The following is a 25,276-nucleotide window of genomic DNA, read 5'->3' on the forward strand; positions in this document are numbered from 1 at the left end:
GATGAACCTGATCGACGACATCGGGCGGCTCGTGTCCTGCGAGTCGCCGTCCACCGACCTGGCCGCGGTCGCCCGCAGCGCCGAGGTCACCGCCGAGGTGGGGTCCGCGCTGCTCGGCGCGGAACCCGAGCGGATCGTGCTCGACGGCCGCACGCACCTGCGGTGGCGGCTCGGATCCGGACCCCGCAAGGTGTTGCTGCTCGGCCACCACGACACGGTGTGGCCGATCGGGACGCTGGAACGGATCCCGTTCGGCGTCGAGGACGGCGTGCTGCGCGGGCCGGGCTGCTTCGACATGAAGACCGGCGTCGCGATGATCTTCCACGCCGTCGCCGCGCTCGGTTCTCCCGACGGCGTCACGGTTCTGATCACCGGCGACGAGGAGATCGGCTCGCCGTCGTCGCGCGGGCTGATCGAGTCCGAGGCCGTGGAGCACGCGGCCGTCCTCGTCACCGAGGGCTCGGCCGACGGGGGCGCGCTCAAGACCGAACGCAAGGGCACGTCGATGTACGAGGTGACGCTGCACGGCCGCGCCTCGCACGCCGGCCTGGAACCCGAACGCGGGGTGAACGCCACGATCGAGGCGGCGCACCAGGTCCTGGCCGTCGCGCGACTGGCCGACGCCGGCACCGGGACCACCGTCGTGCCGACCGTGCTCTCCTCCGGCACGACGACGAACACCGTTCCCGCACAAGGGAGGTTCATGGTGGACGTGCGTGTGCGGACCACCGCCGAACAGCTCCGCGTCGACGAGGACATCAAGGCCCTGCGGCCCGTGCTGGACGGGTCGAAGGTCGAGGTGACCGGCGGCCCCAACCGGGCTCCGCTGGAGCTGTCCGCCTCCAGCGCGCTGTTCGACCTGGCGTCCGGGCTGCTGCCGGGGCTCACGCAGGCGGCGGTCGGCGGGGCGTCGGACGGCAACTTCACCGCGGGCGTCGGCGTTCCGACGCTCGACGGCCTCGGTGCCGTCGGCGGAGGAGCGCACGCCGAGAGCGAGCACGTGCTGGTGTCGGAACTCGTCCCGCGCACCGAGCTGCTCGCGGCGCTCGTGAGGGAGCTGACATGACGCTGGTGGCGCAGAACGTGGTGGTCCGGCAGCTCACCGAGATCTCGGAACTGCTGGCCACGCAACGGTTGTACGAGTCGATCTGGCGGCCGACGGACGGCGGCACTCCCCCGGTCACCGCCGAGCTGCTGCGCGCCATGACCAAGGCGGGCAGCTACGTGGCGGGCGCGTTCGACGGCGACGAGCTGGTGGGCGCCTGCATCGGGTTCTGCTCACCGCCCGCCGCCGGCGCGCTGCACAGCCACATCGCCGGGGTGGCCGCGGGCATGCGCGGGCGCAACGTCGGCTACGCGCTGAAGCTCGACCAGCGGACGTGGGCGCTCGAACGCGGTCTCACCGAGGTCACCTGGACGTTCGACCCGCTGGTGCGCCGCAACGCCTACTTCAACCTGGTGAAGCTCGCCGCCGGCGCGACCGAGTACCTGCCCGACTTCTACGGCTCCATGCACGACGACATCAACGGCGGCGGCGAGACCGACCGGCTGCTGGTCAGCTGGCGCGTCGACGCCCCGGAGGTCGTCGCCGCGTGCGCCGGGCGGCCGCGGACCGTCAGCGCGACGGGCGTGGTCGGGCTCGGGATCTCCGACGACGGCCTGCCGGTGCGCGGGACGTCGTCGGGCGGCACGGTGCTGGTCGCCGTCCCACCGGACGTCGAGACGCTGCGGGCCACGAACCCGGCCGCGGCGCACGAATGGCGTCACGCGGTGCGGGACGTGCTCGGCGGGCTGCTCGCCGAGGGCGCCCGCATCACCGGGTTCGACAGGTCGGGCTGGTACGTCGTGGAGAGGAACGGTTCGTGAAACTGGACGGGGTCGAGCTCCGCTGGGTCGAGATGCCGCTGAGGTCGCCGTTCCGCACCTCCTTCGGCACCCAGACCGTGCGGCAGCTGTTGCTGCTGCGGGCGGTCGCGGACGAGGGCGAGGGCTGGGGCGAGTGCGTCGCGATGTCCGAGCCGGTGTACTCCTCGGAGTACCAGGAGGGCTGCGCGGACGTGCTGCGGCGCTACCTCGTGCCCGCGCTGACGGGTGAGGTCGACGGCATCTCCGTGGTGCCGCGGCTGAAGAAGTACTACGGCCACCGGATGGCCAAGGCGGCACTGGAGATGGCGGTGCTCGACGCCGAACTGCGCGCGCGTGGCGTGTCGTTCGGCCGTGAGCTCGGCGCCACGCGCGACCGGGTGCCGTGCGGGGTGTCGGTCGGGATCATGAACTCGATCCCGGAGCTGCTGGACGCCGTCGGCGGCTACCTCGGCGAGGGGTACGTGCGGATCAAGCTGAAGATCGAGCCGGGCTGGGACGTCGAGCCCGTGCGGGCCGTGCGCGAGCGGTTCGGTGACGAGGTGCTGCTGCAGGTCGACGCGAACACCGCCTACGCGCTCGCCGACGCACGGCACCTGGCGAGGCTCGACCCGTTCGACCTGCTGCTGATCGAACAGCCGCTGGACGAGGAGGAACTGCTCGCCCACGCCGAGCTCGCGAAGGTCGTCCAGACGCCGATCTGCCTGGACGAGTCGATCACCTCGGCGTCCTCGGCCGCGGACGCGATCAGGCTCGGCGCGTGCCAGATCGTCAACATCAAGCCCGGCAGGGTCGGCGGGTACCTGGAGGCGCGGCGCATCCACGACGTCTGCGCCGCGAACAACATCGCGGCCTGGTGCGGCGGGATGCTCGAGACCGGCATCGGCAGGGCGGCGAACGTGGCGCTGGCGGCGTTGCCCGGCTGCACGCTGCCCGGCGACACCTCGGCGTCCGACCGCTACTACAAGCTCGACGTCACCGAGCCTTTCGTGCTCGACGACGGCCACCTGACCGTGCCGGCAGGGCCCGGACTCGGCGTGACGCCGCTGCCGGAGGCGTTGGAGGAGGTCACGGTGAAGACGGAGTGGATTCCGCTGGCGTGACAGCCGCGCCGGCCTGCGGAAGTACCACTCCCGCAGGCCGGCGCCGCCCGGCTCACGTCAGGGCGTGTGCACGCGGTCGACCTCGATGGTGAGCACGACCCGCTGCTGCGCACCGCCGCCGAACCCGGGATAGGGCCGGCCGAGGTACTTCTCGGACAACTCGTCGATGTGCTCGCGAGCGCCGTCCTCGGTGATGTCCACGACGCTGCCGCGCAGGGCCCAGTAGCGGGAGGGAGCGGCGGGGTCGGCGATGCCGAGGGCGACCCGCTGGTCGCGGCGGACGTTGCGGGTCTTCTGGTGGGTGTCGACCGTGTTGACGAGCACGTGCACGCCGTCGGTGCCCGCCCAGGTCTGGGAGATCTGCGGCGACCCGTCCGGCATGAGCGTGGACACGAAGCAGATGGCCTTCGCGTTGAGGACGTCGATCAGGTCGTCGGACAGAGCCGTCATGGGTGGTCCTTCACTTCGTCTGGTCGTTGTACAGGTGGTCGATGACCGTCTCGTCCGGCTGGTCGCCGGACAGGTCGGCGTGGCGCAGGCCCGTCAGGGCGATCCGCAGCGCACGGCGCCACAGCTGCGGAGCGTGCTCGCGGGAGGCGTCCATGACGCTGCCCACCATCACGTGCACCGCGGCGAAGTCCGAGGGCGTCGCCCCGGCCGGCAGCTGTCCTGCCCGAACTGCCCGGTCGACGAGGCCGGCGACCAGTGGCGTCATCTGCTCGTGCGCCCGTTGCACCAGTTCGCTGGCCTGGTGGCGGCTTCGGAGCAACTCCCCCAGTCCTCGGCTCTGCGCCTCGATCTCGAGCTGCCGTTCGAGGAACCAGGCGAGCCCGGCCCACGCGTCGTCGTACCGCGAGGCCTGCACGGCGAGGTCCGTGACGGTGTCGATGTGCTCGCTGAACAGGGCGTTCAGCAGGTCCTGCCGCTCGGGGAAGCGGCGGTACACCGTGCCCATCCCGGTGCCCGCGGCCCGAGCGATGTCCTCGTAGGAGACGTCCAGCCCTTGTGAGGCCATGAGCTCACCGGCGGTGCGCAGCAACAGCTGGCGGTTGCGCTCGGCGTCGCGGCGCAGAGGAGGAGAGGCGTCCATCACGGACACGACCGTAGTCAAGTGGAAGAGAAATTCCAAGTTGAAGAACTCTTCCACTTCTGCCTACGATCATGCCGTCCCTCCCCTGATCCCACGGAGCACTCCTGTGTCCTTCACGCCTGCCCACGACGCGGTGGAACCGTTCCCGATCTCCGTGCCCGACGCCGATCTGGTGGACCTGCGCAACCGCCTGGCCGCGACCCGGTGGCCGGACCGCGAGACCGTCCCCGACAGCCGCCAGGGGCCGCGGCTCGACCGGATCCGGGACCTGTGCGCGCACTGGGCCACCGGGTACGACTGGCGGCGCGCCGAGCGGGACATCAACGCCCTCGGCTCGTTCCGCACCGCGATCGACGGGATCGACGTCCACTTCCTGCACGTCAGGTCCGCCGAGCCGCACGCGGTTCCCCTGCTGCTGTGCCACGGCTGGCCCGGCTCGATCCTCGAGTTCCGCCGCCTGGCGGGCCCGCTGACGGATCCGGCCGCACACGGCGGCGACGCCCGCGACGCGTTCCACGTGGTGATCCCCTCGATGCCGGGCTTCGGCTTCTCCGGCAAGCCGGCCTCGACCGGCTGGAACACCGCGCGCATCGCCGACGCGTGGATCACCCTCATGCGCCGCCTGGGCTACGGGAGCTTCTTCGCCCAGGGCGGCGACTGGGGCGCCGCCGTCGTGGAGCAGATCACCCGCAGGGCGCCCGAGTCGTGCCTGGGCGCGCACTTCAACCTGCCACTGGTGTTCCCCACCGCGCAGGAACGGAACGAGGCGACCGCGGAAGAGCGACAGATGATCGCTCGCGCCCAGCACTACCAGGACCGGCAGAGCGCGTACGCCCGCGAGCAGGCGACCCGGCCGCAGACGATCGGGTACTCGCTCGCGGACTCGCCGGCCGGGCTCGCCGCCTGGATCTACACGCTCTTCCAGGACGTCACCGACAGCGGTGGCGACCCCGAGACCGTCCTCGACCGCGACGACATCCTCGACGACGTGATGCTCTACTGGCTGCCCAACGCTGCGGCGTCCTCCGCCCGGCTGTACTGGGAGGAGGACTTCGGCGGCGCCGTGCCGGCCTCGCAGCCGAACCCCGTGCCCGCCGGGTTCAGCATCTTCCCCGGCGAGGCCGTGCAGGCCTCCCGGCGTTGGCTCGAACGCCGCTACGAGAGCGTGCTGCACTACGCCCAGCTCGACCGCGGCGGTCACTTCGCCGCGCTCGAGCAACCGGAGGTCCTCACCGAGGAGATCCGGAAGACCTTCCGCTCACTGCGGAGTTCCCGGTCGTGATGTGTCCACAGAGGACATGATCGGCCTGCACGAGGTCACGGCCCGGATGCTCGGCCGACGATCTCGACCGCGGTGGCGATGCCGTCCTCGGCGGTGATCCGACCACCCAGCGCAGCGGCGCGCTCGCGCATGCCGCGGTCCGTGAGAGTGGTCTGCAGTGCGGTGGCCAGCGACTGCTCGGACAGCGCCGACCGAGGCAGTGGACGCGGACCGACGCCGAGCGCGGCGATCCTGTTGCCCCAGAACGGCTGGTCGACTCCATGTGGCACCACGACGGAGGGGACGCCGGCGCGTGCGGCTGCCGCCGTGGTGCCGGCACCGCCGTGGTGCACCACCGCCGCGACTCTCGGGAACAGCCACGAATGCGGTACCTGGTCGACGACGAGCACGTCGTCGCCGTCGGCGACGTCCTGCATGCCGCCCCATCCGGTGAGCAGGACGGCACGCACCCCCGCCCGGCGGACCGCCCCGGTCACCAGCCGGGCGGTCGCCGCGGGGTCCGCGCCCACCATGCTGCCGAAGCCGATGCACACGGCGGGCTCGCCCTCGGCCAGGAACCGCTCGAGCTCCTCCGGCGGGGTCCAGCCGGGGTCCTCGGGCAGGAACCAGTAGCCGGTGACGTTCCAGTCCGCGGGCGCGGACACCAGGTGCCGGCTGAACCCGTAGAGCGGGGGTGACCCGAGCTCCGGACGAGGCCGGCGCCGGGGAAGGCCGAGGACCTCGGTGCGCACGGCGCGGGACACAGCGCGGAACGGCATGGTGAGCGCGGCCTCGGTGATCGCGGAACCGACCAGGTTGCCCGCTCTGCCCGTCCAGGCGGGCATCCACGGCGTCAGCACGCCGGGCAGCGCGGAGGACACCAGCCCCACCGGGTGCAGGTGCGCGTGCACGAACGGCACACCGAGCCGCTCGGCCACGTCCTGCCCCAGCACGGCTCCCCCGATCCCGCCCATCAGGACGTCACTGCCCTCGGCGTGGCCGAGCAGCTCACGGGCCTGCACGACCGACTGCTCGACGAGTCGCGCGCGCATCCCCCTGGGCACCACGCCACCGGAGAAGTCCATCTCGGCCGCGGCACGCGCGGCCTCGTCCATCCGTCCGGTCAGCGGCGCGGCGTCCAGTCCCATGCCGGTCAGCCAGCCGGTGAAGTCCTCCGGTGCCACGACCCGCACCGCGTGGCCCGCTCGCGTCAAACCGAGCGCGAGAGCCGCATAGGGCTGGACACCACCTCGGGTGTCGACAGCGACGACACAGATCTGCACGACGTCCTCCATTGCAACTTGTTGTTGCAATAATAACCGCGTCCGTCGACTCGTTCGCAACTGCGAGTTGCAATGTGGGCGGCTGCGGGATACTGATCAGCGACGAGCAGCACGGCCGAATCGGAGCACGACATGAGCAGCGGCGATCCCGGCGCTCCACGACGGCGTGACGCCGGCCGCCCTCGTGGCGCGTCCGTGGTGGCGGCGATCCTCACGGCCGTGCGCGCCGAACTCGCCGAGACCGGGTTCGAAGGGCTGAGCGTCGACCGGGTGGCACGGCGCGCCGAGGTGAACAAGACCAGCGTCTACCGGCGCTGGCCCACCAAGGAGGCACTGGTGGCGGCCGCCATGGACGGGCTGCGCACCGACTTCGCCGACAGCCCCGACACCGGCAGCCTGCGCGGCGACCTCCACGCCCTCGTCACCCCCATCGCCGAACTCCTGTCCCAGGCCGAAGGCACCGCACTGGCGCGAGCCGCGATCAGCTCCGGCGCCGCGAGCGACATCGCCGCTCTCGCCGCCCACCGGCTCTCCGAGCAGACGACACAGGTGCTCACCTTGGTCGAACGAGCTCGCGCTCGCGGTGAGTGGCGCGAGGACGCCGACCCGCGACAGGTCATCTTCACGCTGGTCGGCGCCCTGTTGCACCGAGTGCTCCTGGAACACGACGACCCCACGGGCCCCTGGCTGGACTCCTTGATCGACCTCGTGCACCGCGGCGTCGCCCCGAGCTGACCGGCCTCGCTTCCGATTCCCGGGCACGGCGGTGCGCGGGAGGAGGACGAAGCAGGCATCGTCGCCCGCCGAGCAGTCAGGTCATGCGACGACCGGCCTCCGCAGCCGGAACCACGTGGTGGCCGCCGCCACGAGCAGCAGCGCCGCGGCCGCGATGACCGAGAGCACCGGCTGCTGCGCGTCCGCGGTGGCGATCACCACCGCGACGAGTGCCCAGACGACCGCGAGACCGTAGGACAGCAGGCCGGACGTGCGCCACAGCAACGCCACGGCGGTCGCGGTCGCACCCGCGAGGATCGCGATCTGCCCGGTCACACCGGCGGGACCGTCGATCGGCGCTCCGCTCTCGGTGAGCGCGGTGGTGAGGTTGACCCAGATGGCCACGCTGCTCCAGCCGGTGTAGACGCCCAGCATCGACCACAGCAGCGCTCGTGGGGCCCGGTGCCACCCCGTGATCTCGGCACGATGGCGTACCGCGATGTTCAACGCTGTGAGCAACCCGATCAGCATCACGACGAACACGGCCACCGTCGACCACACGGGCTCCACCTCCGCCGCGACGAGCCACGCGGTGAAGCCGGCGAACACCACGGACAGCGGCCGTGCCAGCCGATCGCGGAGCTGCTGTCCCGGAGACCGGGTCACCAGGGCCCAGACCGCGTACGCGAGGCACAGGACCTCGACCAGGCCCCAGATCGAGAACGCGTAGCCCGCCGGCACGATCGGTGGCTCACCGGCACGGTCGGAGGTCGTGAACGCTCCCCCACCGAGTGCCGACACCAGCAACGGGCTCACGACCTGCCCCAGCGCCAGCACGACCAGCACGACCCGCCACACCAGCCCTGTGCGCCCACCCAGTCCCGCAGTCGACACCACGATCTTCCTCCCGCTTCGCGAGCCGCCCGGCAGCACCTCACCTCAATCGTGGTGGTGCCGCGCGCGACCTGCACGACGAGCGAGGTGGTCACCAGGTCTCGGACAGGAGCAGCCGGTCCGGAACCGATCCTTCCCAGGCGCGCGGACAACGGAGTGACCGTCACCCCGCCAGTTCGCGCTCGAGCGGCGTGCGCATCCGCGGTACCACCCCAACCCCGCCCAACCACGTCGAGCAGCGCTCCGCGGCCTCGTCCACCCGCTCCTGCTCCTCCGCCGAGACCTCCTCCAGCAACCGGTACACCACCTCGCCGGTCGAACGCTGGGCCCAGCCACCGACGACGCGGCCGTTCGCCCAGACCGTCGGTCCCACGTTGCCCGCGCGATCGAACAACGCCGCCTTGTGCTCGCCGAGGAACCAGTCGCGGTCCTGCCAGCCCATCGGTGTCGGGTCCATGCTCGGCAGCAATGCCGCCCACGGCTCCGGTGTGGACACCGGTTCCACGTCGTCCTGCAGCACCACGCCCGCGACGCCCGCCAGGTCGACCTCCACCGTCGCGAGCCCGGCCAGGGCCTTCCTCGTCCGGCCGACCGTCCACCCCGTCCACCAGCGCAGGTCCGACACCGGTGCCGGCCCGTACGCGCGCAGCCACGACCGCGCGAGCTCCACTCGCGCCGCGTCGGGTTCCCACGGCCTCAGCCCGTCCGGGATCCAGTCCCGCAGGGCGTGCCAGACGTACTGCGTGCTCAGCCAGGTGCCGCGCGGCCGGCCGCGGACGATCCGGCCCTCCGCGGCCAGCTGGAACAACACCCGGCTGGTGACGTAGCTGGTCGCCTCGTAAGGCTTGCCGGGGAACAACTTCAGCTGCTGGCGCAGCCGTGGCTCCGCGGCGCTCAGCTGCTGTGCCGTCGCCGAACCGAGGCCGCGCAGCACGCCTTCTGTCGCTCTTTCGACCTCGGCGAGCCACTTCTCCGGCTCCGGGACGTCGTCCGGGTGTCCCTGCCGCGCGAGCTGCTGCACCAGCAGCCGCCGCTGCTTCGCGGCGACGTCCTCGGAACAACCGTGCTGCACCAGTGCCGCGGTCTCCAGGTCCGTGACGAACACCGTGCGGCGCATGCCGAGCAGCCGAAGAACCGTGCGCTCCTCGTACAGCGCGCGTTCGACCTCCGCGACCGCCGGCCGGCCGAGCCGGGCAGCCGCGCTGAGGTGCACCGTCGCGGGGTCGGTGGCGTGCAGGGCGACGACACCCGCGACAGCGTCGCCGACCGTGGCGGCAGACGTGGCCAGGTGGTGGCGGACACCCAGGCGTGCCCGGCGCTGCTCGACACCGATCTTCGGTGGCATCTGTACTCCCGTTGTCACTGAAGGTCGGCGTCAGATCAGCACCAGGGCGAGACCGGTGAGAACGCTGCCGACGACGAAGTAAGGAGCGTTGAGCAGGCCGTAGCGCAGCGGATGCGGGAAGTTCGGGTTGATCGCGATGGTGAAGGTCATCGCGGCGAGGTACCCGACACCGACGACCACGCCGAACGTCAGCGCGTCACCCACGGACGTGATGCGCAACGCGGCGAACAGCAGCCCGCTGGTCAGCACGTTGACCAGAGTGCACAGCAGCGGGCCGATCCCGTCGATGGTGCGACGCTCGGGGGCCGGCGCACCTTCACGGCCGAGGGCACTGGCGTACTGCCGCGGGATCACGAACATGAAGTACACGGCGCCCAGGCCGGCGAGCACGACCGTGGACACGGCCACGGCGATCCAGTTGATCTCGGACACAACGGCGAACATGGTTCTCGTCCTTCTGTTTTTGTTGTGCTGTAAGGCTTCAGGGCGTCACTGCGTGGACAGTTGCCGTGCCGCGCGGGTGTCGGCCGTGCGCCGCCGGAGACCGGGCTGGGTGATCGACGGCGGCGCGTAGGCCACGTCGACCGGCCCGACGTCGGTGCCCGGCGGCACGATCTCGTCGATGCGGTCGAGCACGTCGTCGCCGAGCAGCGTGTCCGCTCCCGCGACGAGGTCGTCGAGCTGGTCGGGGGTGCGGGGGCCGATGATCGCGGAGGTGACCGCGGGGTGGCCGGTCACGAACGCCAGCGCGAGGTGCGGCAACGAGATCCCGGCCTGGCCGGCGACCTGGGCGAGCGCTTCGACGGCGTCGAGCTTGCGCTCGTCGGTCATGTGCCGGCGGGCCCAGTGCAGGCGTCCGGCCGAGGCGGTTTCGGCGCTACCCCTGCGCAGGCGGCCCGCGAGCAGGCCCATCGCGAGCGGGCTCCACACCAGGACACCGAGCCCGTGACGCTCGCAGACCGGGAGGATCTCGCGTTCGATCTCGCGGTTGAGGATGGAGTAGTGCGGCTGCTCCGTGCGGAAGCGGGCAAGCCCCCGCCGCTCGGCCACCCACTGGGCCTCGACGATGTCCGACGCCGGCAGGTTGGAGTGACCGATGGCCCGGATCTTGCCGGCGCGGAGCAGGTCGGTCAGCGCGGCGAGCGTCTCCTCGACGTCGGTGCCGGGTTCGGGGTGGTGGGCCTGGTAGAGGTCGATGTGGTCGACCCCGAGGCGGCGCAGCGACCCTTCGACGGCGGCGACGATCCAGCGGCGGGAGCTGCCGCGCTGGTTGACGTCGGAACCCATGGGGCCGTTGAACTTCGTGGCGAGCACGACGTCGTCCCGGCGGCCACGCAGGGCTTTGCCGACGATCCTCTCCGATTCGCCGTCGCCGTAGACGTCCGCGGTGTCGATCGTGTTGATGCCCGCGTCGAGGGCGCGGTGCACGATGCGGACGCAGGCGTCGGGGTCGGGGTTGCCGTACGGGCCGAACATCATCGTGCCCAGGACGTAGGGGCTGACCTGGATGCCGGTGCGTCCGAGTGGGCGGGTGCGCATGTGTTCTCCTGCTGTGCCGGGTGACGTCGAGAAGGACGATGTCACCAGAAGAGGACAGGGAACGTCCGCTACTGCCGCGTGGCCATCGCGGAGGTGCCTGTACGTTCCAATTGGCGCAGACCGCTTGGGTTCCTCTGTAGACGGTTGGCACAGTGGTGGGATGAGCCCGCGAACAGGCCTCACCCGCGTCCTGGACGACCTGGGCACCACGCTGATCGACCTCGTGCGCGGTGACCCGGGCAGGTCCGCCGGTGTCGGCGGTGTCGTGATCCACGACCCGGACGACGACCAGGTGCTGCCGCCGTCCGCGTTGGTGCTGGGCGTCGGTGTGCGGGACCCGGCGGAGGTTCTCGGCGCGCTCGGTGAGGAGGGCGCGGTCGCGCTCGTCGTGCGCGGGCCGGTCGTGGTCACCGACGCGCTGGCCGCGGCCGTGGACCGCTCCGGCGTCGTGTTGCTCGGCCTGGCGCCGGGGGCGTCGTGGACGCAGCTCGCCGCGATGTTGCGCTCCCTGCTCGCCGAAGGCGAGGTGGACCCGTCCGAGACCTTCGGCGGGGTGCCGGCCGGTGACCTGTTCGCGCTGGCCAACGCGGTGGCATCGCTGATCAGCGCCCCGGTGACGATCGAGGACCGCAGCTCGCGCGTGCTCGCGTTCTCGGGGCGCCAGGACGAGGCGGACCCGTCGCGCGTCGAGACGATCCTCGGCAGGCAGGTCCCCGCGCGGTACTCGCAGCTGCTGGAGGCGCGCGGGGTGTTCCAGCAGCTCTACCGCAGCGACGAGCCCGTCACCATCGAGGAGCTGCCCGCCGACGACGGGTCGTTCTGCCTGCCGCGTGTCGCCGTGGCGGTGCGGGCGGGCGACGAGTTCCTCGGCTCGATCTGGGCCGCCGTGCACTCACCGCTGTCCCCCGACAGCACCGCCGCCTTCCGCGACGCGGCGAAGCTGGTGGCGTTGCACATGATGCGGCAGCGCGCGGGCGCCGACGTCGAACGCCGGCTGCGCGCGGACCTCGTCTCGACCGCCGTCGAAGGAGGCGCGGGAGCGGCGGAAGCGGTGCGGCGCCTGGGTTTGGCGGACCAGGCGTGCGTCGTGCTGGCGCTGGCCCTGGCCCACTCGCACGGTGACGACCCGGCCGCGCACGCCCGTCTGCTGGCCGAACGGCAGCAGGTCGCGGACGCGTTCGCCATGCACCTGACGGCCGTGCACCCGCGTGCCGCCGCCGCGTTGATCGGGGACGTCGCCTACGCGATCCTGCCCGCGGAGTCCGAGGACCGGGCGATGCGGATCGCCGCGGACTTCCGCAACCGCATCGGCAACCAGGTGCTCGTCGGTGTCGGCGAGGTGTCCGACGGCCTGACGCTCTCGCGGTCGCGCGCCGGTGCCGACCTGGTGCTGCGGGTGCTGCGGGCCGGGCGCGCCTCCCGGCCGGTGGCGCGCGTGTCCGACGTGCACAGCGAGGGACTGCTGCTGGAGCTCTCGGACCTGATCGCCGAACGCGGCGACACGCTGACCGGACCGGTCGCGCGGCTGATCGAGTACGACCGCCGGCACAACGCCTGCCTGGTCGAGACGCTCGGCGCGTGGCTCGACGCCTTCGGTGACGTGGCCGCCGCGTCCGCCGCGGTCTTCGTGCACCCCAACACCTTCCGGTACCGGCTGCGGCGGCTGTCCGAGGTCGGGGAGATCGATCTCGGCGACCCGAACGCGCGGTTCGCGGCTATGCTCCAGCTTCGGTTGTGGCGGCCAGATGGCGCCGCGCCAGAGCGGTGAACGCCCCGGTCGACGGGTGCGGTGCCGCCGCGGGCCACGCCAGGTGCACGACGATCGGCTCGGCGTCGGTCAGCGGCAGGTAGGTCACGCCGGGGTGCGGGTGGTGGTGGCTCGTGCCGGCCGCCGTGACCCCGACCGTCGCTCCCGTCGCGATCGACGTCAGCCACTCGACCACGCCCGGCACGTCCACGGTGCGCGGCCGTCCGCCGGAGGGCCAGAGGTCGGCGCTGGTCGTCGCCGCGGTCTCGCACACCGCGACGCACTCGCCCACCAGGTCGGCGAGCACCAGGGCGTCGCGGGCGGCGAGCGGGTGGTCGTCCGCCACGGCGGCGACCCGCGGTTCCTCGATCAGCGCCAGGTGGTCGAGGCCCGCCTGCGCGGGGCTGGTGCGCAGGACCGCGATGTCGGCGTCACCGCGCCGCAGCGCCGCCTCCGGGTCGTCGGCGCGGCGGATGCGCACCAGGACGTCCGGGTGTTCGGCCCGCCACTCGCGCAGGAACGGGATGGTGAACCGGCCGAGCGCGGCCCAGGCGAACGTGAGCCTGATCGGCTGGGGCCGGGTGGCCTCGGCGAGCGCCGAGTCGAGCGAGGTGAGGATGCGGTGGCTGTGCTCCCACAGCCGCCGGCCGGGTTCGGTCAGCGCCACGTGCCGGGTCGTGCGTTCGACCAGCCGCACGCCGATGCGCCGTTCGAGCTGGTCGAGCGTGCGGGACAGCGCGGGCTGCGTGACGTGCAGCGCGAGGGCGGCCGCCGTGATCGACCGGTGGTCGCCGATCGCGGCCAGGGCGCGCAGGTGACGCAGCTCGACATTCATGACCACCGATCATAAGTGCTGCACGAACGGCATTTCACTCCTCTTCGGAGCCGACCTAGCGTCGGTGGCATGAAGATTCTTCTCGTAGGAGCGACCGGCACGCTGGGCAGCGCCGTGCACCAGGAACTGGTCGAGCGCAAGCACGACGTCGTGACCGTCTCCCGCACCGGGGGCGACCTCCAGTTCGACGTGACCGATCCGGCACAGGTCGCGGAGCTGTACCAGACCGTCGGGCAGGTCGACGCCGTCGCGTCGGCCGCGGGGCACGTGCCGTTCAAGCCGCTGCGGGACCTGACGGTCGAGGACTACCAGGCGGGCGTGACCGGCAAGGTGCTCTCGCAGGTCGTCCTCGTCCGGGAGGGCCTCGCGCACGTGACGGAGTCGTTCACGCTGATCACGGGCGTGCTGGCACGCGAACCGATCGTCACCGGCGCCGCCGCGTCGCTGGTCAACGGCGCGGTGGAGGCGTTCGTGCGGGCCGCCGCCATCGAGATCGCACCGCAGCGGATCAACGCCGTCAGCCCTACGGTCTTCACCGAGGCGCTCGACGTGTACGGCGACTACTTCCCCGGCATGAAGCCGGTGCCGCTGGCCGAGGTGGTGCGGGCGTACGTGCGGTCGATCGAGGGACGGCAGACCGGGCAGGTCTACGTGCCCTGAACGCTCACGCGGCCGAGCAACCGGTCCACGAGCTCGGGCAGCTGCTGCTTGCCGCCGCCCTCCAGCCACAGCGAGATGCCGGTGCGCACCGTGACGAGGAACGTCGCCGCCATGAGCCGGGCGATCTCCTCGTCCGGTTCGCGGTGCACCAGCACGGCGGTCAGGTCGCGTTCGAGCGCGACCTGGTCGCCCGCCTGCCGGGCGATCAGGGACGGGTGCCGGCGCAGCAGCCGCAACTGCTCGATCCACTCGACGTCCGGCATCGGCCGGTCGCGGTACAGCTCGGCGGTGGACGCGCGCAGGGCCTCCCACGGCCCCTCGTCCGCCGGCCGGGCCCCGACCAGCGTGACCAGCGCCCTGATCCGCTCGCGGTCGGCGTCGACGACCGCGTCCTCCTTGCTGGTGAAGTAGTTCGAGAACGTCCTGCGCGACACCCCTGCCTCGTCCGCGATCTCCTCGACCGTCACCCCGTCGAGGCCGCGTTCCATCGCGAGCCGCAACGCCGCCGCGGCCAGCGACCGCCGGGTCGCCGCCTTCTTGTGCTCACGCAGCGTGATGAGGGTCTCCATGCACTCAGCCTAGCGGCGGAGTAAGTTTCACATTGCGCAAATTTGCACAACGCGCAAGAATTATGGGGACGAAGGGGCGAGACGTTGAAGAACGAAAGTCAGGCGATGGGTCACCGGCAGGTGATGGAGTCGCTGTCCGGTCTGCTGCTCGCGCTGTTCGTGGCCCTCGTCAGTTCCACGGTGGTGTCCACCGCCCTGCCGCGGATCATCGGGTCGTTGAACGGCACGCAGACGCAGTACACGTGGGTGGTCACCGCCACCCTGCTCGCGGCGACGGCCACGACCCCGATCTGGGGCAAGCTCGCCGACCTGTTCAACAAGAAGACGCTGGTCCAGGTCGCGATCGTGATCTTCGTGATCGGCTCGCTGCTCAGCGGCTTCGCCCAGGACACCGGACAGCTCATCGCCGCCCGCGCGTTCCAGGGCCTCGGCGTCGGCGGCCTGCAGGCACTCGTGCAGGTCGTGATCGCCGCGATCATCCCGCCGCGCGAGCGCGGCCGGTACAACGGCTACCTCGGCGGCGTGCTGGCCGTCGCGACGGTCGGCGGCCCGCTGCTCGGCGGTCTCATCGTCGACGTGTCGTGGCTCGGCTGGCGCTGGTGCTTCTGGATCGCCGTGCCGCTCGCCGCCATCGCGTTCGTGGTGCTGCAGGCGACGCTGAAGCTCGAGACCGTGCGCCGCGAGAACGTGAAGATCGACTACCTCGGCGCGGCCCTGATCGCCGCCGGCGTGAGCGTGCTGCTGATCTGGGTGTCGTTCGTCGGCAACTCGTTCGCGTGGGCCTCCTGGGAGACGGCGACCATGGTCGGCGCCGGCGTGGTGCTGCTCGGCGCCGCCATCGCGGTGGAACGGCGGGTCAAGGAACCCGTGGTGCCGCTGCACATCGTCGTCCAGCGCACCCCCGCTCTCGCGATCATCGCGAGCCTCGCCGTGGGCGTCGCCATGTTCGGCGGCTCGGTGTTCCTCGGCCAGTACTTCCAGATCGGCCGCGGGTACAGCCCGACCGAGGCGGGCCTGCTGACCATCCCGCTGCTCGCGGGCGTGCTGGTGTCGTCCACGATCTCCGGCCGCATGATCAGCCGTTCCGGCAAGATCAAGCCTTACATCGTGGCAGGCACGATCCTGCTGGTGCTGGGCTTCCTCGGCCTCGGCTTCATCGACCACGCCACCCCGCTGTGGGAGATCGGCGTCGCGATGGCCGTCGTCGGCACCGGTGTCGGCATGAGCATGCAGAACCTCGTGCTGGCCGTGCAGAACGGCGTGCCGCTGAGCGAACTCGGCGTCGCCAGCGCGACCATCACGTTCTTCCGCTCGCTGGGCGGCACGATCGGCGTGTCGGTGCTCGGCGCCGTGCTCGCCAACCGCGTCACCGCCGACCTCTCCACCGCACTGCACGTGCCGGCGGGCCAGTCGACCGGCACCACCAGCGCGTTGAACCTGCAGGCCCTGCCGCCCCAGGTCCAGACGATCGTGCACACCGTCTACGGCGACGCCACCGCGCACATCTTCATGATCTCCGCGGCCGTCGGCGTGATCGGCATCATCGCGGCACTGCTGCTCAAGCCGATCACGTTGCGCACGACGATGGATCTCGAGAAGAAGGACGCAGACTCGGTGGTCGCGCGATAACCAGAGGGGGAACCATGAGCGCCGGCCTCAACAACGCCTTCGAGTCCACCGTGGACTGCTTCGGTCCCGTTCCCCGCCCGTCGTCGCGGACCATCATGGTCGGCCTCGACGGCTCCGACACGGCGATGCGCGCGGCGGCCTCGGCGTTCGGCCTCGCCCGCCGCCAGGAAGCACGACTGGTGGTCACGTTCGTCGCGTGCCACTCGTCCCTGGCGGCACTGAGCCCCGCCGCCGCGTCGGTGTTCGAGCACGAGGCGACCGCCCACCTGTACGCCGAGCTGCGCGACCAGGTCCGGCAGTTCGCGGAGGAGCTCGACGTGCCGGTCACCTTCGTGAAGGCGTTCGGCGACCCGCTCACGGTGCTGCGCGACTCGGCCGACCAGTGCCAGGCCGACATGGTGGTCGTCGGCGCCTCGCAGCAGGCGGGGCACCGGTTCGCCGGGTCGGTGGCGACACGCCTCATCCGGTCGGGTCACTGGCCGGTGCTCGTCGTGCCCTGACGCCTGCCCCTTTCCGACACCTTGTGCCCGCGCTCGCTCGTCGAGCGCGGGCACCGTGGTGTTCACGTGGTGTTGCTCGCGACGCGCGGCCTTCCCTGGACGAGGCCGTGCCCGCACACATCCGACCACTATGACCTCTACCGGACAGAAAGTACCGGAACAAGCCGCACACGATCCCCATACATCGGATCGCTGCTACGGTACGTCCGGACACAGTCATCACTAAACTTAATTTAGTATTTATTCTTGACGCGCCCAGCCGGCCGCCGCACACTTCAGCCACTCGACGACGAGAGGTACGGGTATGCCGAGAACCCTGCTGTCCGTGGCCACCACCGCCCTGTTGCTCCTCACGCCCACGGCGGCCGCCGCCCCGTCCGCGCCGCCCGAACACGCGGGCGTCGACCAGGGCGCCCCGACCTACTACGACTCGGGCCTCGCCCGCACTCCGTACATGGGCTGGAACTCCTACTTCGCCGTCGGGGCGGCGTCGGAGGAGAAGGTGCTCGGGGTGGCCGACCACCTCGTCAGCAGCGGGCTCGCCGAAGCCGGTTACGACATCGTCTGGATCGACGGCGGCTGGAACGCGAACCCGCCGCGCGACGGCAGGGGTGCGCTCGTACCCGACCCGGCACGCTTCCCCAGCGGCTTCCACCAGCTCGTGGACACGTTGCACGCCAAGGGGTTGAAGGCGGGCATCTACACCGACGCGGGTGCGTGGGACGGCAAGAACTGCGCCGCCGGCAGCGGTGGCGGGTACTACGAGGCCGATGCGAAGCAGTTCGCCGGGTGGGAGTTCGACGCCATCAAGATCGACTTTCTTTGCGGCATCGCGCAGAACATGGACCCGGCCGTCGCCTTCACGCAGTTCTCCGCGGCGGTGCGGAAGGCCGGGCGGAAGATGATCCTCAACCTCTGCAACCCGGTCACCGACGAGTGGGGCGTGCCGCACCGCTGGGACCAGACCGCGTACGTGGCCTACACGTACGGGCCGCGCGTCGGCGACTCGTGGCGCACCTCCACCGACGTCGCGTTCGGCACGCCGTACGAAGGCATCTGGCGTGACGTGCTGCGGAACATGGACCGCAACCTCTATCGGCCCGGCGCACAGGGGCCCGGTCACTACAACGACCCGGACTACCTGATCCCGATGCGCAAGACCGAGCAGGGCACGTACGAGCTGAACGAGGAGGAGTCGACCTCACAGCTCGTCCTGTGGTCGGTCATGGCCTCGCCGCTGATCATCGGCTCGGACCCGCGCACGCTGCCGCCGTCGATGATCGAGACGCTGAAGAACCCCGAGATCATCGCCGTCGACCAGGACCCGCTGGCCATCCAGGGCGTGCGGGTCGCCGGGTCGAACAACGTCGACGTCTACAGCAAGGTGTTGCAAGGCAGGGGTGAACGGGCCGTCGCGGTGCTGAACCGCAACGACCGGCCGGCGCAGTACGACGTCACCATCGGCGACACCGGGCTCAAGGGCACGGTCAGCGTCCGCGACCTGAGGGCCCGCGCCGACCGCGGCACCACGACCGACAAGATCACCGTCACGGTTCCCGCGCACGGCACCGCGTTCCTCAAGCTGCGCGGTGAGACCGCCGTTCCCGGCACCGACCTCGGCGGCGAGACGTCGGCCAGCCCGGCGCTGATCCGCTGGGACGACAGGACCATGGCGACGTTCGCGCGGGACAGGTCGGGCCGTCTCATCCAACGCTCGATGGTCGGCGGCGAGTGGCGCGACTGGATCGTCCTCGGCGGCCCCAACAACGGCCAGGTCCTCGGCCAGCCGAGTGCGTTCGCGAGCCCGAACGGCCGCATCGACCTCTTCGTCCGCGGCACGGACAACGTGGCGTACCAACGGACTTACGCGGGCGGCAAGTGGGGCGACTGGACTTCGCTGGGCGGCAGCCTCACCGACTCCGTGTCGGTGGCGTTCACCGGACCGGACAGCTGGAGCCTCTTCGGCCGCGGCGCCGACGGTCGCGTGTGGACGCGCGACAGGAACAACCCCACCTGGACCTCGGTCGGCTCCCCCGGCAACCAGCAGATCTACGGCAGGCCCTCAGCCGCGACGGTCGCCGCCGGCACGTTCGTCGTGGTCCGGCTGCAGGACGACTCCGCCTGGTACCGCAGGCGCACCGCGAACGGCTGGTCCGCGTGGACCTCGCTGGGCGGCGTGATCAGCGGCAGCCCGACGGCGGTCGCGAACGGCGACCGCGTCAACGTGTTCGTGCGCGGCAGCGACTACACGCTCTGGCAGCAGGACCTCGTCGGCGGCGCGGGCACCTGGTGGTCCAAGCGCGACCAGTTCGTCAGCAACGCCCTGACCGGCGCCGTCGGCGGGGCGGCCGGGGTGAACGGCTCGACGTGGGTGGCGGTGCGCGGGCCGGACGACGCGGTGCACGTGTCGAACCTGACGGCGCCCTGACCCCGGAGCAGCAGATGAAGCCCCCGTACCCGCTCACACCCCACCTCCCCGGAGCCCACCGATGACCTCACGCCGCACTTTCCTGAAGGCCACCGGAGCGTGGGGGCTGGGAGCCGTGGTCCTGCCCGCGTTCTCCGCCCACGCCGAACCCCACCGGCCGGCCACCGATCCGCTCGCCGCCGACCCGACCACCCTCTGGTACCCCGCTCCCGCCGACGAGGCGAAGATCATCGAGCAGGGCCTCCCGATCGGCAACGGACGCCTCGGCGCGCTCGTCGGCGGTGGTGTCGAGAAGGACTTCCTGTACCTGACCGACGTCACCCTGTGGACCGGCGAGCTGAACGACACCCTCGAAGGCGACGGCCAGCTCCCTTACGACTCCACGCACTTCGGCACGTTCTCGATGCTCGCCAAGCTCTACGTCGAGGTACCGGCACACGCCGGCGCCACGGACTACCGGCGTGAGCTCGACCTGAGCAACGGCCTCGTCACGACGAGGTACGTCCACGGCGGCAGGCGGTACCGCCGCGAGATCTTCTCGAGCCACCCGGACGACGTGGTGGTCGTCCGGCTCGTCGGCCCGGACCAGTCCGGCACCATCACGCTCCAGGGCGCGCACGGTGAACCGACCGTCGGCGACGCACCGCACACCGCGGCCGTCTTCACCGGCTCGTTCCCGAACAAGCTGGCGTACAGCGGTGTCGTGACCGCGTTCAGTCCTGATGGAACGGTCGAAGTGGACGGTGCGAACCTCGTCTTCACCGGGTGCTCCGACCTGGTGGTCGTGTTCTCCGGCGGCACGAACTACGTCCCGGACGCCTCCCGGGGCTTCCTGGACCCGCTCGTCGAGCCCGCGCAGCTGGCGCTGCGGAAGGCGGCCGTGCGTGCCAAGGCGGACGCCCTGCTGCGCACGCACGTCGCCGACTACCGCAAGAAGTACGACCGGCAGAGGGTCGACCTCGGCCGGTCCACCGACGCCCAGCGCGCGATGGACACGTGGACCCGGCTCCGGGCGAGGGCGTCCAGCCCCACGCCCGACCCGGAACTCGAGGCGAGCTACCTCCAGTTCGGCCGCTACCTCGCCATCACGGGCTCGCGCGACAACCTGCCGATCAACCTGCAGGGCCTGTGGCTGTCGAACAACACCCCCGACTGGTACAGCGACTACCACACCGACATCAACATCCAGATGAACTACTGGCTCGCGGACAGGGCCGCCCTGTCGGACACGTTCGACGCGCTCGCGAACTACTGCGTGGCGCAGCTGCCGGCGTGGACGAACACCACGCAGGCGGTGTACCAGGACGAGCGCAACCGGTTCCGCAACACCAACGACCGCGTGGCCGGGTGGGCGGTCGCCTTCTCCACCAACATCTACGGCGGCAGCGGCTGGTGGTGGCACCCCGGCGGCAACGCGTGGCTGTGCATGTCGCTCTTCGAGCACTACGAGTACACGCTCGACCGCGACTACCTGGCCAAGATCTACCCGTTGCTCAAGGGCGCCTGCGAGTTCTGGGAGGCGCGCCTGGTCGAGACGCCGCAGGGCCTGGTCGACGACCACGACTGGTCACCCGAGCACGGACCGCAGGACACCCGCGGCAACACGTACAACCAGGAGCTGGTGCACCACCTCTTCGGCAAGTACCGGATCGCGACGGACGTGCTGCGCCGCGACCAGTCCTACGGCCGCAGGATGTCGGCGTTGCGCGAAAAGCTCTACCTGCCGGTCGTCAGCCCGAAGACCGGCATGCTGCAGGAGTGGATGTCGCCCGACGACCTCGGCGAGACCACGCACCGGCACCTGTCCCCGCTCGTCGGCTTCTTCCCCGGCGACCGCGTCAACCGCGACGACTCCCCCGCCGCGGTCCTCGACGGCGTGCGGCAGCACCTGATCACGCGCGGCATGGAGAGCTTCGGCTGGGGCCTGGCGTGGCGCGCGGCGTGCTGGGCGCGGCTGAAGGACGCCGACCGGTCGTACGAGCTGATCCAGAAGGTCATCCGGCCGTCGATCGACCACGCGAACGGCACGGCGCCGAACTTCTTCGACATGTACAGCTTCGGCGACCGGTCGATCTTCCAGATCGACGCGAACCTGGGCGCTCCGGCCGCGATGCTCGAGATGCTGCTCTACGCACGGCCGGGTGTGATCGAGCTGTTGCCCGCGCTGCCCTCGGCGTGGAAGACGGGTTCGGTCACCGGGATCGGTGCCCGCGGCGGCTTCACGGTCGACCTGGCGTGGAAGGACGGCAAGGTCACCACGGCGACCGTCCGCAGCGTCGGCGGCACGGAGACCGAGGTGCGCTTCGGCCGCTGGAAGAAGAGGATCAGCCTGCGGAAGGGCCAGTCGGTCACGCTTCGTCCGTGACGTCCGGCGGGGTCGTGGCCACTAGAATCGGCTGGTGGCCACGAATCCCGCAGAAGTCACCCTGACGACTCCGCGCTCGGCGTTCGTGCAACGCGTGTTCGCCGGGGCCACGATCGCCGCGCTGGCCGGGGGCATGGCCGTGCTCGCCTTCTCGGACCAGGCGTGGTGGGCGATCCTGCTGTGGGAGCTGGGCATGTTCGTCGTCCTGTTCGGCATGCTGGCGCTCTGGTCGTCAGTGGGCGAGTCGGCGAAGGAGACCTCCGCCCTGCGCGCCAGGGGGACCGTGGTGGTCGCCGAAGTGCTCGGCAGCACCGCGCACGACGACGGCGAGTCCGTCAGCCACGAGCTGCGGTTGTGGGTTCCGGTGCCGGGCGGCGGTTTCGAGGTGCACCACCGGTGCGACCGCTACGACGGCGAGCAGAACCTCCGCGTCCTCGTCGACCCGGTGGTCCGCACCTGGGGTGTGGTGCACTAACGAGCCGCTGTCGATTCCCGCACCACCAACGTCGTCGCCAGCTCGATGTGCAGCGCCTCGGGCTGGTGACCGTCCAGCACCCGCATCAACTGCGTCACCGCGATCCGGCCCATCTCCTGCAACGGCTGCCGCACCGTCGTCAGCGGCGGGCTGGTCGCCTCCGCCAGGTCGATGTCGTCGAACCCGGCCACCGACAGGTCCTCCGGCACGCGCAGGCCGCGTTCCCGCGCCGCCTGCAACGTGCCGACGGCGACCTTGTCGTTGAAGCACACGATCGCCGACGGCCGCGGCTCCAGGTCCAGCAACTCCGCCGCCGCGGACCTGCCGTGCGCCGTCGTGGGTTCCACGTGCCGCAACCGCTCCGGCGCGAGCAGGACCCCGGCCTGCGCGAGCGCCGCCCTGTGCCCGGCCAGGCGGGCGTCCCCGGCGAGCCACTCCTCCGGCCCGGCGATCACCGCGATGTCGCGGTGCCCCAGTTCGATCAGGTGGTCCGCGACCGCACGCGCTCCCGCGAAGTGCGCGGCCGACACGGACGCGATGTCGGGCAGCGGCAGGATGCGCGGGTCGACGACGACGAACGGGTATCCGGCTCGGGACAGGGCGACCAGCTCGTCGCCCTCCTCGGGCGGCAGGATCAGGATCGCCGCGTCGACGTCGTCCGTGCCGGGCAGGTCGCGCAGCGCGCCGGTTCCCTGTCCCGACTCCCCGGCGTCGAGCACCAGCCGCAGGCCGTGCAGCTTCAGCGTCTCCGCGATCGAGGAGACGATCAGGCCGAAGTAGTCGGTGAGGACGTACGGGCACCGGACGTAGACCGTGCGGGTCCTCGTCGCCACCTCGTGCCTGCGCCGCTCGACGGCCTGGAGCACCAGGTCACGGGTGCGCTGGGCCACGTTGACGTGGTCGTTGAGCACGCGGGAGACCGTCGCGATCGAGACGCCCGTCTCCGCCGCGATGTCCCGCAGGCTCGCGCGTTGTTTCACGTTCTCGATCTTGCGTTCCACCAGGTCAATGTACCGGAAATCCTCCAGACCATTGACCGTCGCCACGACCGGGTGTTTCATCCTGAAAGCTGACTTTTCACAGTGATGGATGGGTGTTACATGAGACGAACCGCGATCGTGGCCCTGGTCCTCGGCCTCACCGCCGTGCCGGCCGCGGAGGCGTCCGGTCCGCCGCAGGTGAGGGTGTGGGTGACCACGCCGGACCGCGCGGAGCTGCTGCACGAGCGGCCGCGCGTGGCGTTCGGCACGGGCGAGTCGGCGCACCCGACGATCGTGGTCGACCCCGACCGCCGCTACCAGGAGCTCGACGGTTTCGGCGCCTCCATCACGGACTCCTCCGCCGAACTGCTGGCGAGCCTGAACCCCTCCGTGCGCGCCGAGACCATGCGCAAGCTCTTCGACCCGGACAGCGGCATCGGCGTCAGCTTCCTGCGCCAGCCCGTCGGGTCGTCCGACTTCACCGCCGCCGCGGAGCACTACACCTACGACGACGTGCCGGCCGGGCAGACCGACTTCGGGCTCAGGCACTTCAGCATCCGCCACGACGAGGAGAAGATCCTTCCGCTGCTGCGCGAGGCGAAACGCCTCAACCCGCGTCTGAAGGTCATGGCCACGCCGTGGAGCCCGCCCGCGTGGATGAAGGACAACGACTCGCTCGTCGGCGGCAGACTCAAGGACGACCCGAAGATCTACGACGCCTACGCGCGGTACCTCGTGAAGTTCGTGCAGGCGTACGCGAGGGCGGGTGTGCCGGTCGACTTCCTGTCCGTGCAGAACGAACCGCAGAACCGCAAGCCCGACGCCTACCCCGGCACGGACATGCCCGTGGCGGCACAGGTGCGGGTGATCGAGGCGCTCGGCCCGAAGCTCAGGATCGCCAGCCCGCGCACCAAGATCCTCGGCTTCGACCACAACTGGGCCACGCACCCCAACGACGGCACGGCGGAGGCCGACTACCCATACCAGGTCCTGCGGTCCAAGGCCGCGAAGTGGGTCGCGGGCACCGCCTACCACTGCTACTACGGCGATCCGAGCGCGCAGACCGCGTTGCACGACGCCTTCCCGGACAAGGGGATCTGGTTCACCGAGTGCTCGGGTTCCAAGGGCGCCACCGATCCGCCCGCCAAGGTCTTCAGCGACACGTTGCGCTGGCACGCCCGCAACGTCGTCCTCGGCACCACCCGCGACTGGGCGCGCAGCGCGGTGAACTGGAACATCGCGCTCGACAGCACCGGCGGCCCGCACCTCGGCGGCTGCGGCACGTGCACCGGCCTCGTCACCGTGCAGCCGGACGGGTCGGTCGTCACCGACGCCGAGTACTACACCATCGGGCACCTCTCGAAGTTCGTGAAGCCCGGCGCGCGCCGGATCGCCAGCACGTCCTTCGGCACCACCGGGTGGAACGGCCAGGTCATGGACGCCGCGTTCCGCAACCCGGACGGGTCCACCGCCCTGGTGGTGCACAACCAGAACGACGACCCGCGCTCGTTCGCGGTCAACGCCGGCGACCGCACGTTCGAGTACACCCTGCCCGGCGGCGCGCTGGCGACGTTCACCTGGACCGGTCACCACCGGAGCAGGCTCGACGCGGTCTCCCTGGCCGGTGCGACGGCGTCTCCGGATGGCGCGCTCGCCATCGACGACGACGCCTCGACCCGGTGGTCCAACGGCGGTCCCCAGGCTCCCGGCCAGTTCCTGCAGGTCGACCTGGGGCGCCGCAAGGACTTCCGGCGCGTGGCCATCGACTCCGGCGGCAACCTCGGCGACTACGCCCGCTCCTGGGAGCTCTCGGTCAGCGACGACGGCAAGGCGTGGCGCGCGATCGCGTCCGGTGAGGGCGCCGGCCAGCTGACGAACGTCGACGTGCGGCGCACGAGCGCGCGGTACGTCCGCATCACGTCCACCGGGGCCGCGGGCAACTGGTGGAGCATCGCCGATTTCCGGCTCTACAACTGAACAACCGCTGTCGGGCGCC

23 protein-coding genes are annotated in these 25,276 nt (G+C 71.1%); 13 read left to right on the forward strand and 10 right to left on the reverse strand.

Annotated features, from left to right (window positions below):
• The first annotated feature begins 1 nt into the window (after position 1).
• The 3 genes from BMY74_RS05685 to menC are packed head-to-tail and all read left to right on the forward strand — an operon-like array spanning position 2 to position 2,966.
• Positions 2-1,066: a M20 family metallopeptidase gene (locus tag BMY74_RS05685; RefSeq protein WP_177229595.1), complete on the forward strand. Its 1,065-nt coding sequence runs from the start codon at positions 2-4 to the stop codon at positions 1,064-1,066.
• Entirely contained in the window at positions 1,063-1,866 is an 804-nt protein-coding gene (locus BMY74_RS05690) for a GNAT family N-acetyltransferase (protein WP_089910707.1), read from the forward strand. Before BMY74_RS05685 ends, BMY74_RS05690 begins: the two co-directional genes overlap by 4 nt.
• A complete protein-coding gene (menC, locus tag BMY74_RS05695; protein ID WP_089910711.1) occupies positions 1,863-2,966 on the forward strand; it encodes an o-succinylbenzoate synthase in 1,104 nt (367 codons plus the stop codon). Before BMY74_RS05690 ends, menC begins: the two co-directional genes overlap by 4 nt.
• 57 nt (positions 2,967-3,023) lie before the next feature.
• Here menC and BMY74_RS05700 read toward each other — a convergent pair whose 3' ends face one another.
• Complete coding sequence (locus BMY74_RS05700; protein WP_089910714.1) at positions 3,024-3,416, reverse strand: PPOX class F420-dependent oxidoreductase; 393 nt, start codon at positions 3,414-3,416, stop codon at positions 3,024-3,026.
• A 10-nt stretch (positions 3,417-3,426) separates the two neighbouring features.
• The gene (locus BMY74_RS05705; RefSeq protein ID WP_245785985.1) at positions 3,427-4,056 is read right to left on the reverse strand and encodes a TetR/AcrR family transcriptional regulator; all 630 of its coding nucleotides are present in this window, start codon (positions 4,054-4,056) and stop codon (positions 3,427-3,429) included.
• Between the two features lie 106 nt (positions 4,057-4,162).
• On the opposite strand from BMY74_RS05705, the gene BMY74_RS05710 reads away from it, so the two are divergent.
• Positions 4,163-5,338, forward strand: a complete 1,176-nt coding sequence (locus tag BMY74_RS05710) for an epoxide hydrolase family protein (protein WP_089910717.1) — start codon at positions 4,163-4,165, stop codon at positions 5,336-5,338.
• Positions 5,339-5,373: 35 nt separating this feature from the next.
• Here the strand turns inward: BMY74_RS05710 and BMY74_RS05715 are convergent, their stop codons facing one another.
• Positions 5,374-6,600 carry a glycosyltransferase gene (locus tag BMY74_RS05715; RefSeq protein WP_143091457.1) on the reverse strand — a complete coding sequence of 409 codons (1,227 nt, stop codon included), beginning with the start codon at positions 6,598-6,600 and terminating at the stop codon, positions 5,374-5,376.
• 132 nt (positions 6,601-6,732) lie between these two features.
• Between BMY74_RS05715 and BMY74_RS05720 the strand changes: the two genes are divergently transcribed.
• Positions 6,733-7,335, forward strand: a complete 603-nt coding sequence (locus BMY74_RS05720) for a TetR/AcrR family transcriptional regulator (RefSeq protein WP_089910724.1) — start codon at positions 6,733-6,735, stop codon at positions 7,333-7,335.
• A gap of 81 nt (positions 7,336-7,416) precedes the next feature.
• Here BMY74_RS05720 and BMY74_RS05725 read toward each other — a convergent pair whose 3' ends face one another.
• From BMY74_RS05725 to BMY74_RS05740, 4 genes are all read right to left on the reverse strand, one after another.
• Positions 7,417-8,208 carry a hypothetical protein gene (locus tag BMY74_RS05725; RefSeq protein WP_218159529.1) on the reverse strand — a complete coding sequence of 264 codons (792 nt, stop codon included), beginning with the start codon at positions 8,206-8,208 and terminating at the stop codon, positions 7,417-7,419.
• A 163-nt stretch (positions 8,209-8,371) separates the two neighbouring features.
• Entirely contained in the window at positions 8,372-9,553 is a 1,182-nt protein-coding gene (locus tag BMY74_RS05730) for a winged helix DNA-binding domain-containing protein (protein ID WP_089910727.1), read from the reverse strand.
• Between the two features lie 30 nt (positions 9,554-9,583).
• On the reverse strand, positions 9,584-9,997 hold the full coding sequence (locus tag BMY74_RS05735) for a DUF1761 domain-containing protein (RefSeq protein ID WP_089910731.1): 414 nt from the start codon (positions 9,995-9,997) through the stop codon (positions 9,584-9,586).
• A gap of 45 nt (positions 9,998-10,042) precedes the next feature.
• Entirely contained in the window at positions 10,043-11,092 is a 1,050-nt protein-coding gene (locus tag BMY74_RS05740; RefSeq protein ID WP_089910734.1) for an aldo/keto reductase, read from the reverse strand.
• Between the two features lie 160 nt (positions 11,093-11,252).
• On the opposite strand from BMY74_RS05740, the gene BMY74_RS05745 reads away from it, so the two are divergent.
• Entirely contained in the window at positions 11,253-12,860 is a 1,608-nt protein-coding gene (locus BMY74_RS05745) for a PucR family transcriptional regulator (RefSeq protein WP_089910737.1), read from the forward strand.
• Here the strand turns inward: BMY74_RS05745 and BMY74_RS05750 are convergent.
• A complete protein-coding gene (locus BMY74_RS05750) occupies positions 12,808-13,674 on the reverse strand; it encodes a LysR family transcriptional regulator (RefSeq protein ID WP_089912442.1) in 867 nt (288 codons plus the stop codon). The two genes, BMY74_RS05745 and BMY74_RS05750, sit on opposite strands and share 53 nt — an antisense overlap.
• A 69-nt stretch (positions 13,675-13,743) precedes the next feature.
• Between BMY74_RS05750 and BMY74_RS05755 the strand changes: the two genes are divergently transcribed.
• Complete coding sequence (locus tag BMY74_RS05755) at positions 13,744-14,334, forward strand: short chain dehydrogenase (protein WP_089910740.1); 591 nt, start codon at positions 13,744-13,746, stop codon at positions 14,332-14,334.
• Here the strand turns inward: BMY74_RS05755 and BMY74_RS05760 are convergent.
• The gene (locus BMY74_RS05760; protein ID WP_089910743.1) at positions 14,322-14,903 is read right to left on the reverse strand and encodes a TetR/AcrR family transcriptional regulator; all 582 of its coding nucleotides are present in this window, start codon (positions 14,901-14,903) and stop codon (positions 14,322-14,324) included. The two genes, BMY74_RS05755 and BMY74_RS05760, sit on opposite strands and share 13 nt — an antisense overlap.
• Before the next feature lie 105 nt (positions 14,904-15,008).
• Between BMY74_RS05760 and BMY74_RS05765 the strand changes: the two genes are divergently transcribed.
• From BMY74_RS05765 to BMY74_RS05785, 5 genes are all read left to right on the forward strand, one after another.
• Positions 15,009-16,532 (forward strand): MFS transporter, encoded by a 1,524-nt coding sequence (locus tag BMY74_RS05765; RefSeq protein ID WP_089910746.1) that lies wholly within the window; start codon positions 15,009-15,011, stop codon positions 16,530-16,532.
• A 14-nt stretch (positions 16,533-16,546) separates the two neighbouring features.
• A complete protein-coding gene (locus tag BMY74_RS05770) occupies positions 16,547-17,032 on the forward strand; it encodes a universal stress protein (protein ID WP_089910751.1) in 486 nt (161 codons plus the stop codon).
• Positions 17,033-17,336: 304 nt separating this feature from the next.
• A complete protein-coding gene (locus BMY74_RS05775; protein ID WP_089910754.1) occupies positions 17,337-19,460 on the forward strand; it encodes a DUF8189 domain-containing protein in 2,124 nt (707 codons plus the stop codon).
• Between the two features lie 61 nt (positions 19,461-19,521).
• Complete coding sequence (locus tag BMY74_RS05780) at positions 19,522-21,825, forward strand: glycoside hydrolase family 95 protein (RefSeq protein WP_089910757.1); 2,304 nt, start codon at positions 19,522-19,524, stop codon at positions 21,823-21,825.
• A 34-nt stretch (positions 21,826-21,859) separates the two neighbouring features.
• Positions 21,860-22,300: a hypothetical protein gene (locus BMY74_RS05785; protein ID WP_089910760.1), complete on the forward strand. Its 441-nt coding sequence runs from the start codon at positions 21,860-21,862 to the stop codon at positions 22,298-22,300.
• On the opposite strand, the gene BMY74_RS05790 is transcribed toward BMY74_RS05785, so the two are convergent.
• Positions 22,297-23,301, reverse strand: coding sequence for a LacI family DNA-binding transcriptional regulator (locus BMY74_RS05790; protein ID WP_218159530.1), 1,005 nt, complete (start codon positions 23,299-23,301; stop codon positions 22,297-22,299). The genes BMY74_RS05785 and BMY74_RS05790 overlap by 4 nt on opposite strands.
• Before the next feature lie 99 nt (positions 23,302-23,400).
• On the opposite strand from BMY74_RS05790, the gene BMY74_RS05795 reads away from it, so the two are divergent.
• Positions 23,401-25,257 carry a discoidin domain-containing protein gene (locus tag BMY74_RS05795; protein WP_089910766.1) on the forward strand — a complete coding sequence of 619 codons (1,857 nt, stop codon included), beginning with the start codon at positions 23,401-23,403 and terminating at the stop codon, positions 25,255-25,257.
• The last annotated feature ends 19 nt before the right edge of the window (positions 25,258-25,276 follow it).

This window comes from Lentzea albida (assembly GCF_900111005.1).
Classification (GTDB): Bacteria; Actinomycetota; Actinomycetes; order Mycobacteriales; family Pseudonocardiaceae; genus Lentzea; species Lentzea albida.

What these genes read in the sequence shown, in the direction of transcription:
- BMY74_RS05770 (WP_089910751.1), top strand. Translation starts at nt 16,547, where the DNA reads ATGAGCGCCGGCCTCAACAACGCCTTCGAGTCCACCGTGGACTGCTTC.
- BMY74_RS05730 (WP_089910727.1), bottom strand. Translation starts at nt 9,553, where the DNA reads ATGCCACCGAAGATCGGTGTCGAGCAGCGCCGGGCACGCCTGGGTGTC.
- BMY74_RS05745 (WP_089910737.1), top strand. Translation starts at nt 11,253, where the DNA reads ATGAGCCCGCGAACAGGCCTCACCCGCGTCCTGGACGACCTGGGCACC.
- BMY74_RS05765 (WP_089910746.1), top strand. Translation starts at nt 15,009, where the DNA reads ATGGGTCACCGGCAGGTGATGGAGTCGCTGTCCGGTCTGCTGCTCGCG.
- BMY74_RS05690 (WP_089910707.1), top strand. Translation starts at nt 1,063, where the DNA reads ATGACGCTGGTGGCGCAGAACGTGGTGGTCCGGCAGCTCACCGAGATC.
- BMY74_RS05750 (WP_089912442.1), bottom strand. Translation starts at nt 13,674, where the DNA reads ATGAATGTCGAGCTGCGTCACCTGCGCGCCCTGGCCGCGATCGGCGAC.
- BMY74_RS05700 (WP_089910714.1), bottom strand. Translation starts at nt 3,416, where the DNA reads ATGACGGCTCTGTCCGACGACCTGATCGACGTCCTCAACGCGAAGGCC.
- BMY74_RS05780 (WP_089910757.1), top strand. Translation starts at nt 19,522, where the DNA reads ATGACCTCACGCCGCACTTTCCTGAAGGCCACCGGAGCGTGGGGGCTG.
- BMY74_RS05740 (WP_089910734.1), bottom strand. Translation starts at nt 11,092, where the DNA reads ATGCGCACCCGCCCACTCGGACGCACCGGCATCCAGGTCAGCCCCTAC.
- BMY74_RS05720 (WP_089910724.1), top strand. Translation starts at nt 6,733, where the DNA reads ATGAGCAGCGGCGATCCCGGCGCTCCACGACGGCGTGACGCCGGCCGC.
- BMY74_RS05685 (WP_177229595.1), top strand. Translation starts at nt 2, where the DNA reads ATGAACCTGATCGACGACATCGGGCGGCTCGTGTCCTGCGAGTCGCCG.
- BMY74_RS05760 (WP_089910743.1), bottom strand. Translation starts at nt 14,903, where the DNA reads ATGGAGACCCTCATCACGCTGCGTGAGCACAAGAAGGCGGCGACCCGG.
- BMY74_RS05735 (WP_089910731.1), bottom strand. Translation starts at nt 9,997, where the DNA reads ATGTTCGCCGTTGTGTCCGAGATCAACTGGATCGCCGTGGCCGTGTCC.
- BMY74_RS05795 (WP_089910766.1), top strand. Translation starts at nt 23,401, where the DNA reads ATGAGACGAACCGCGATCGTGGCCCTGGTCCTCGGCCTCACCGCCGTG.
- BMY74_RS05775 (WP_089910754.1), top strand. Translation starts at nt 17,337, where the DNA reads ATGCCGAGAACCCTGCTGTCCGTGGCCACCACCGCCCTGTTGCTCCTC.
- BMY74_RS05755 (WP_089910740.1), top strand. Translation starts at nt 13,744, where the DNA reads ATGAAGATTCTTCTCGTAGGAGCGACCGGCACGCTGGGCAGCGCCGTG.
- BMY74_RS05705 (WP_245785985.1), bottom strand. Translation starts at nt 4,056, where the DNA reads ATGGACGCCTCTCCTCCTCTGCGCCGCGACGCCGAGCGCAACCGCCAG.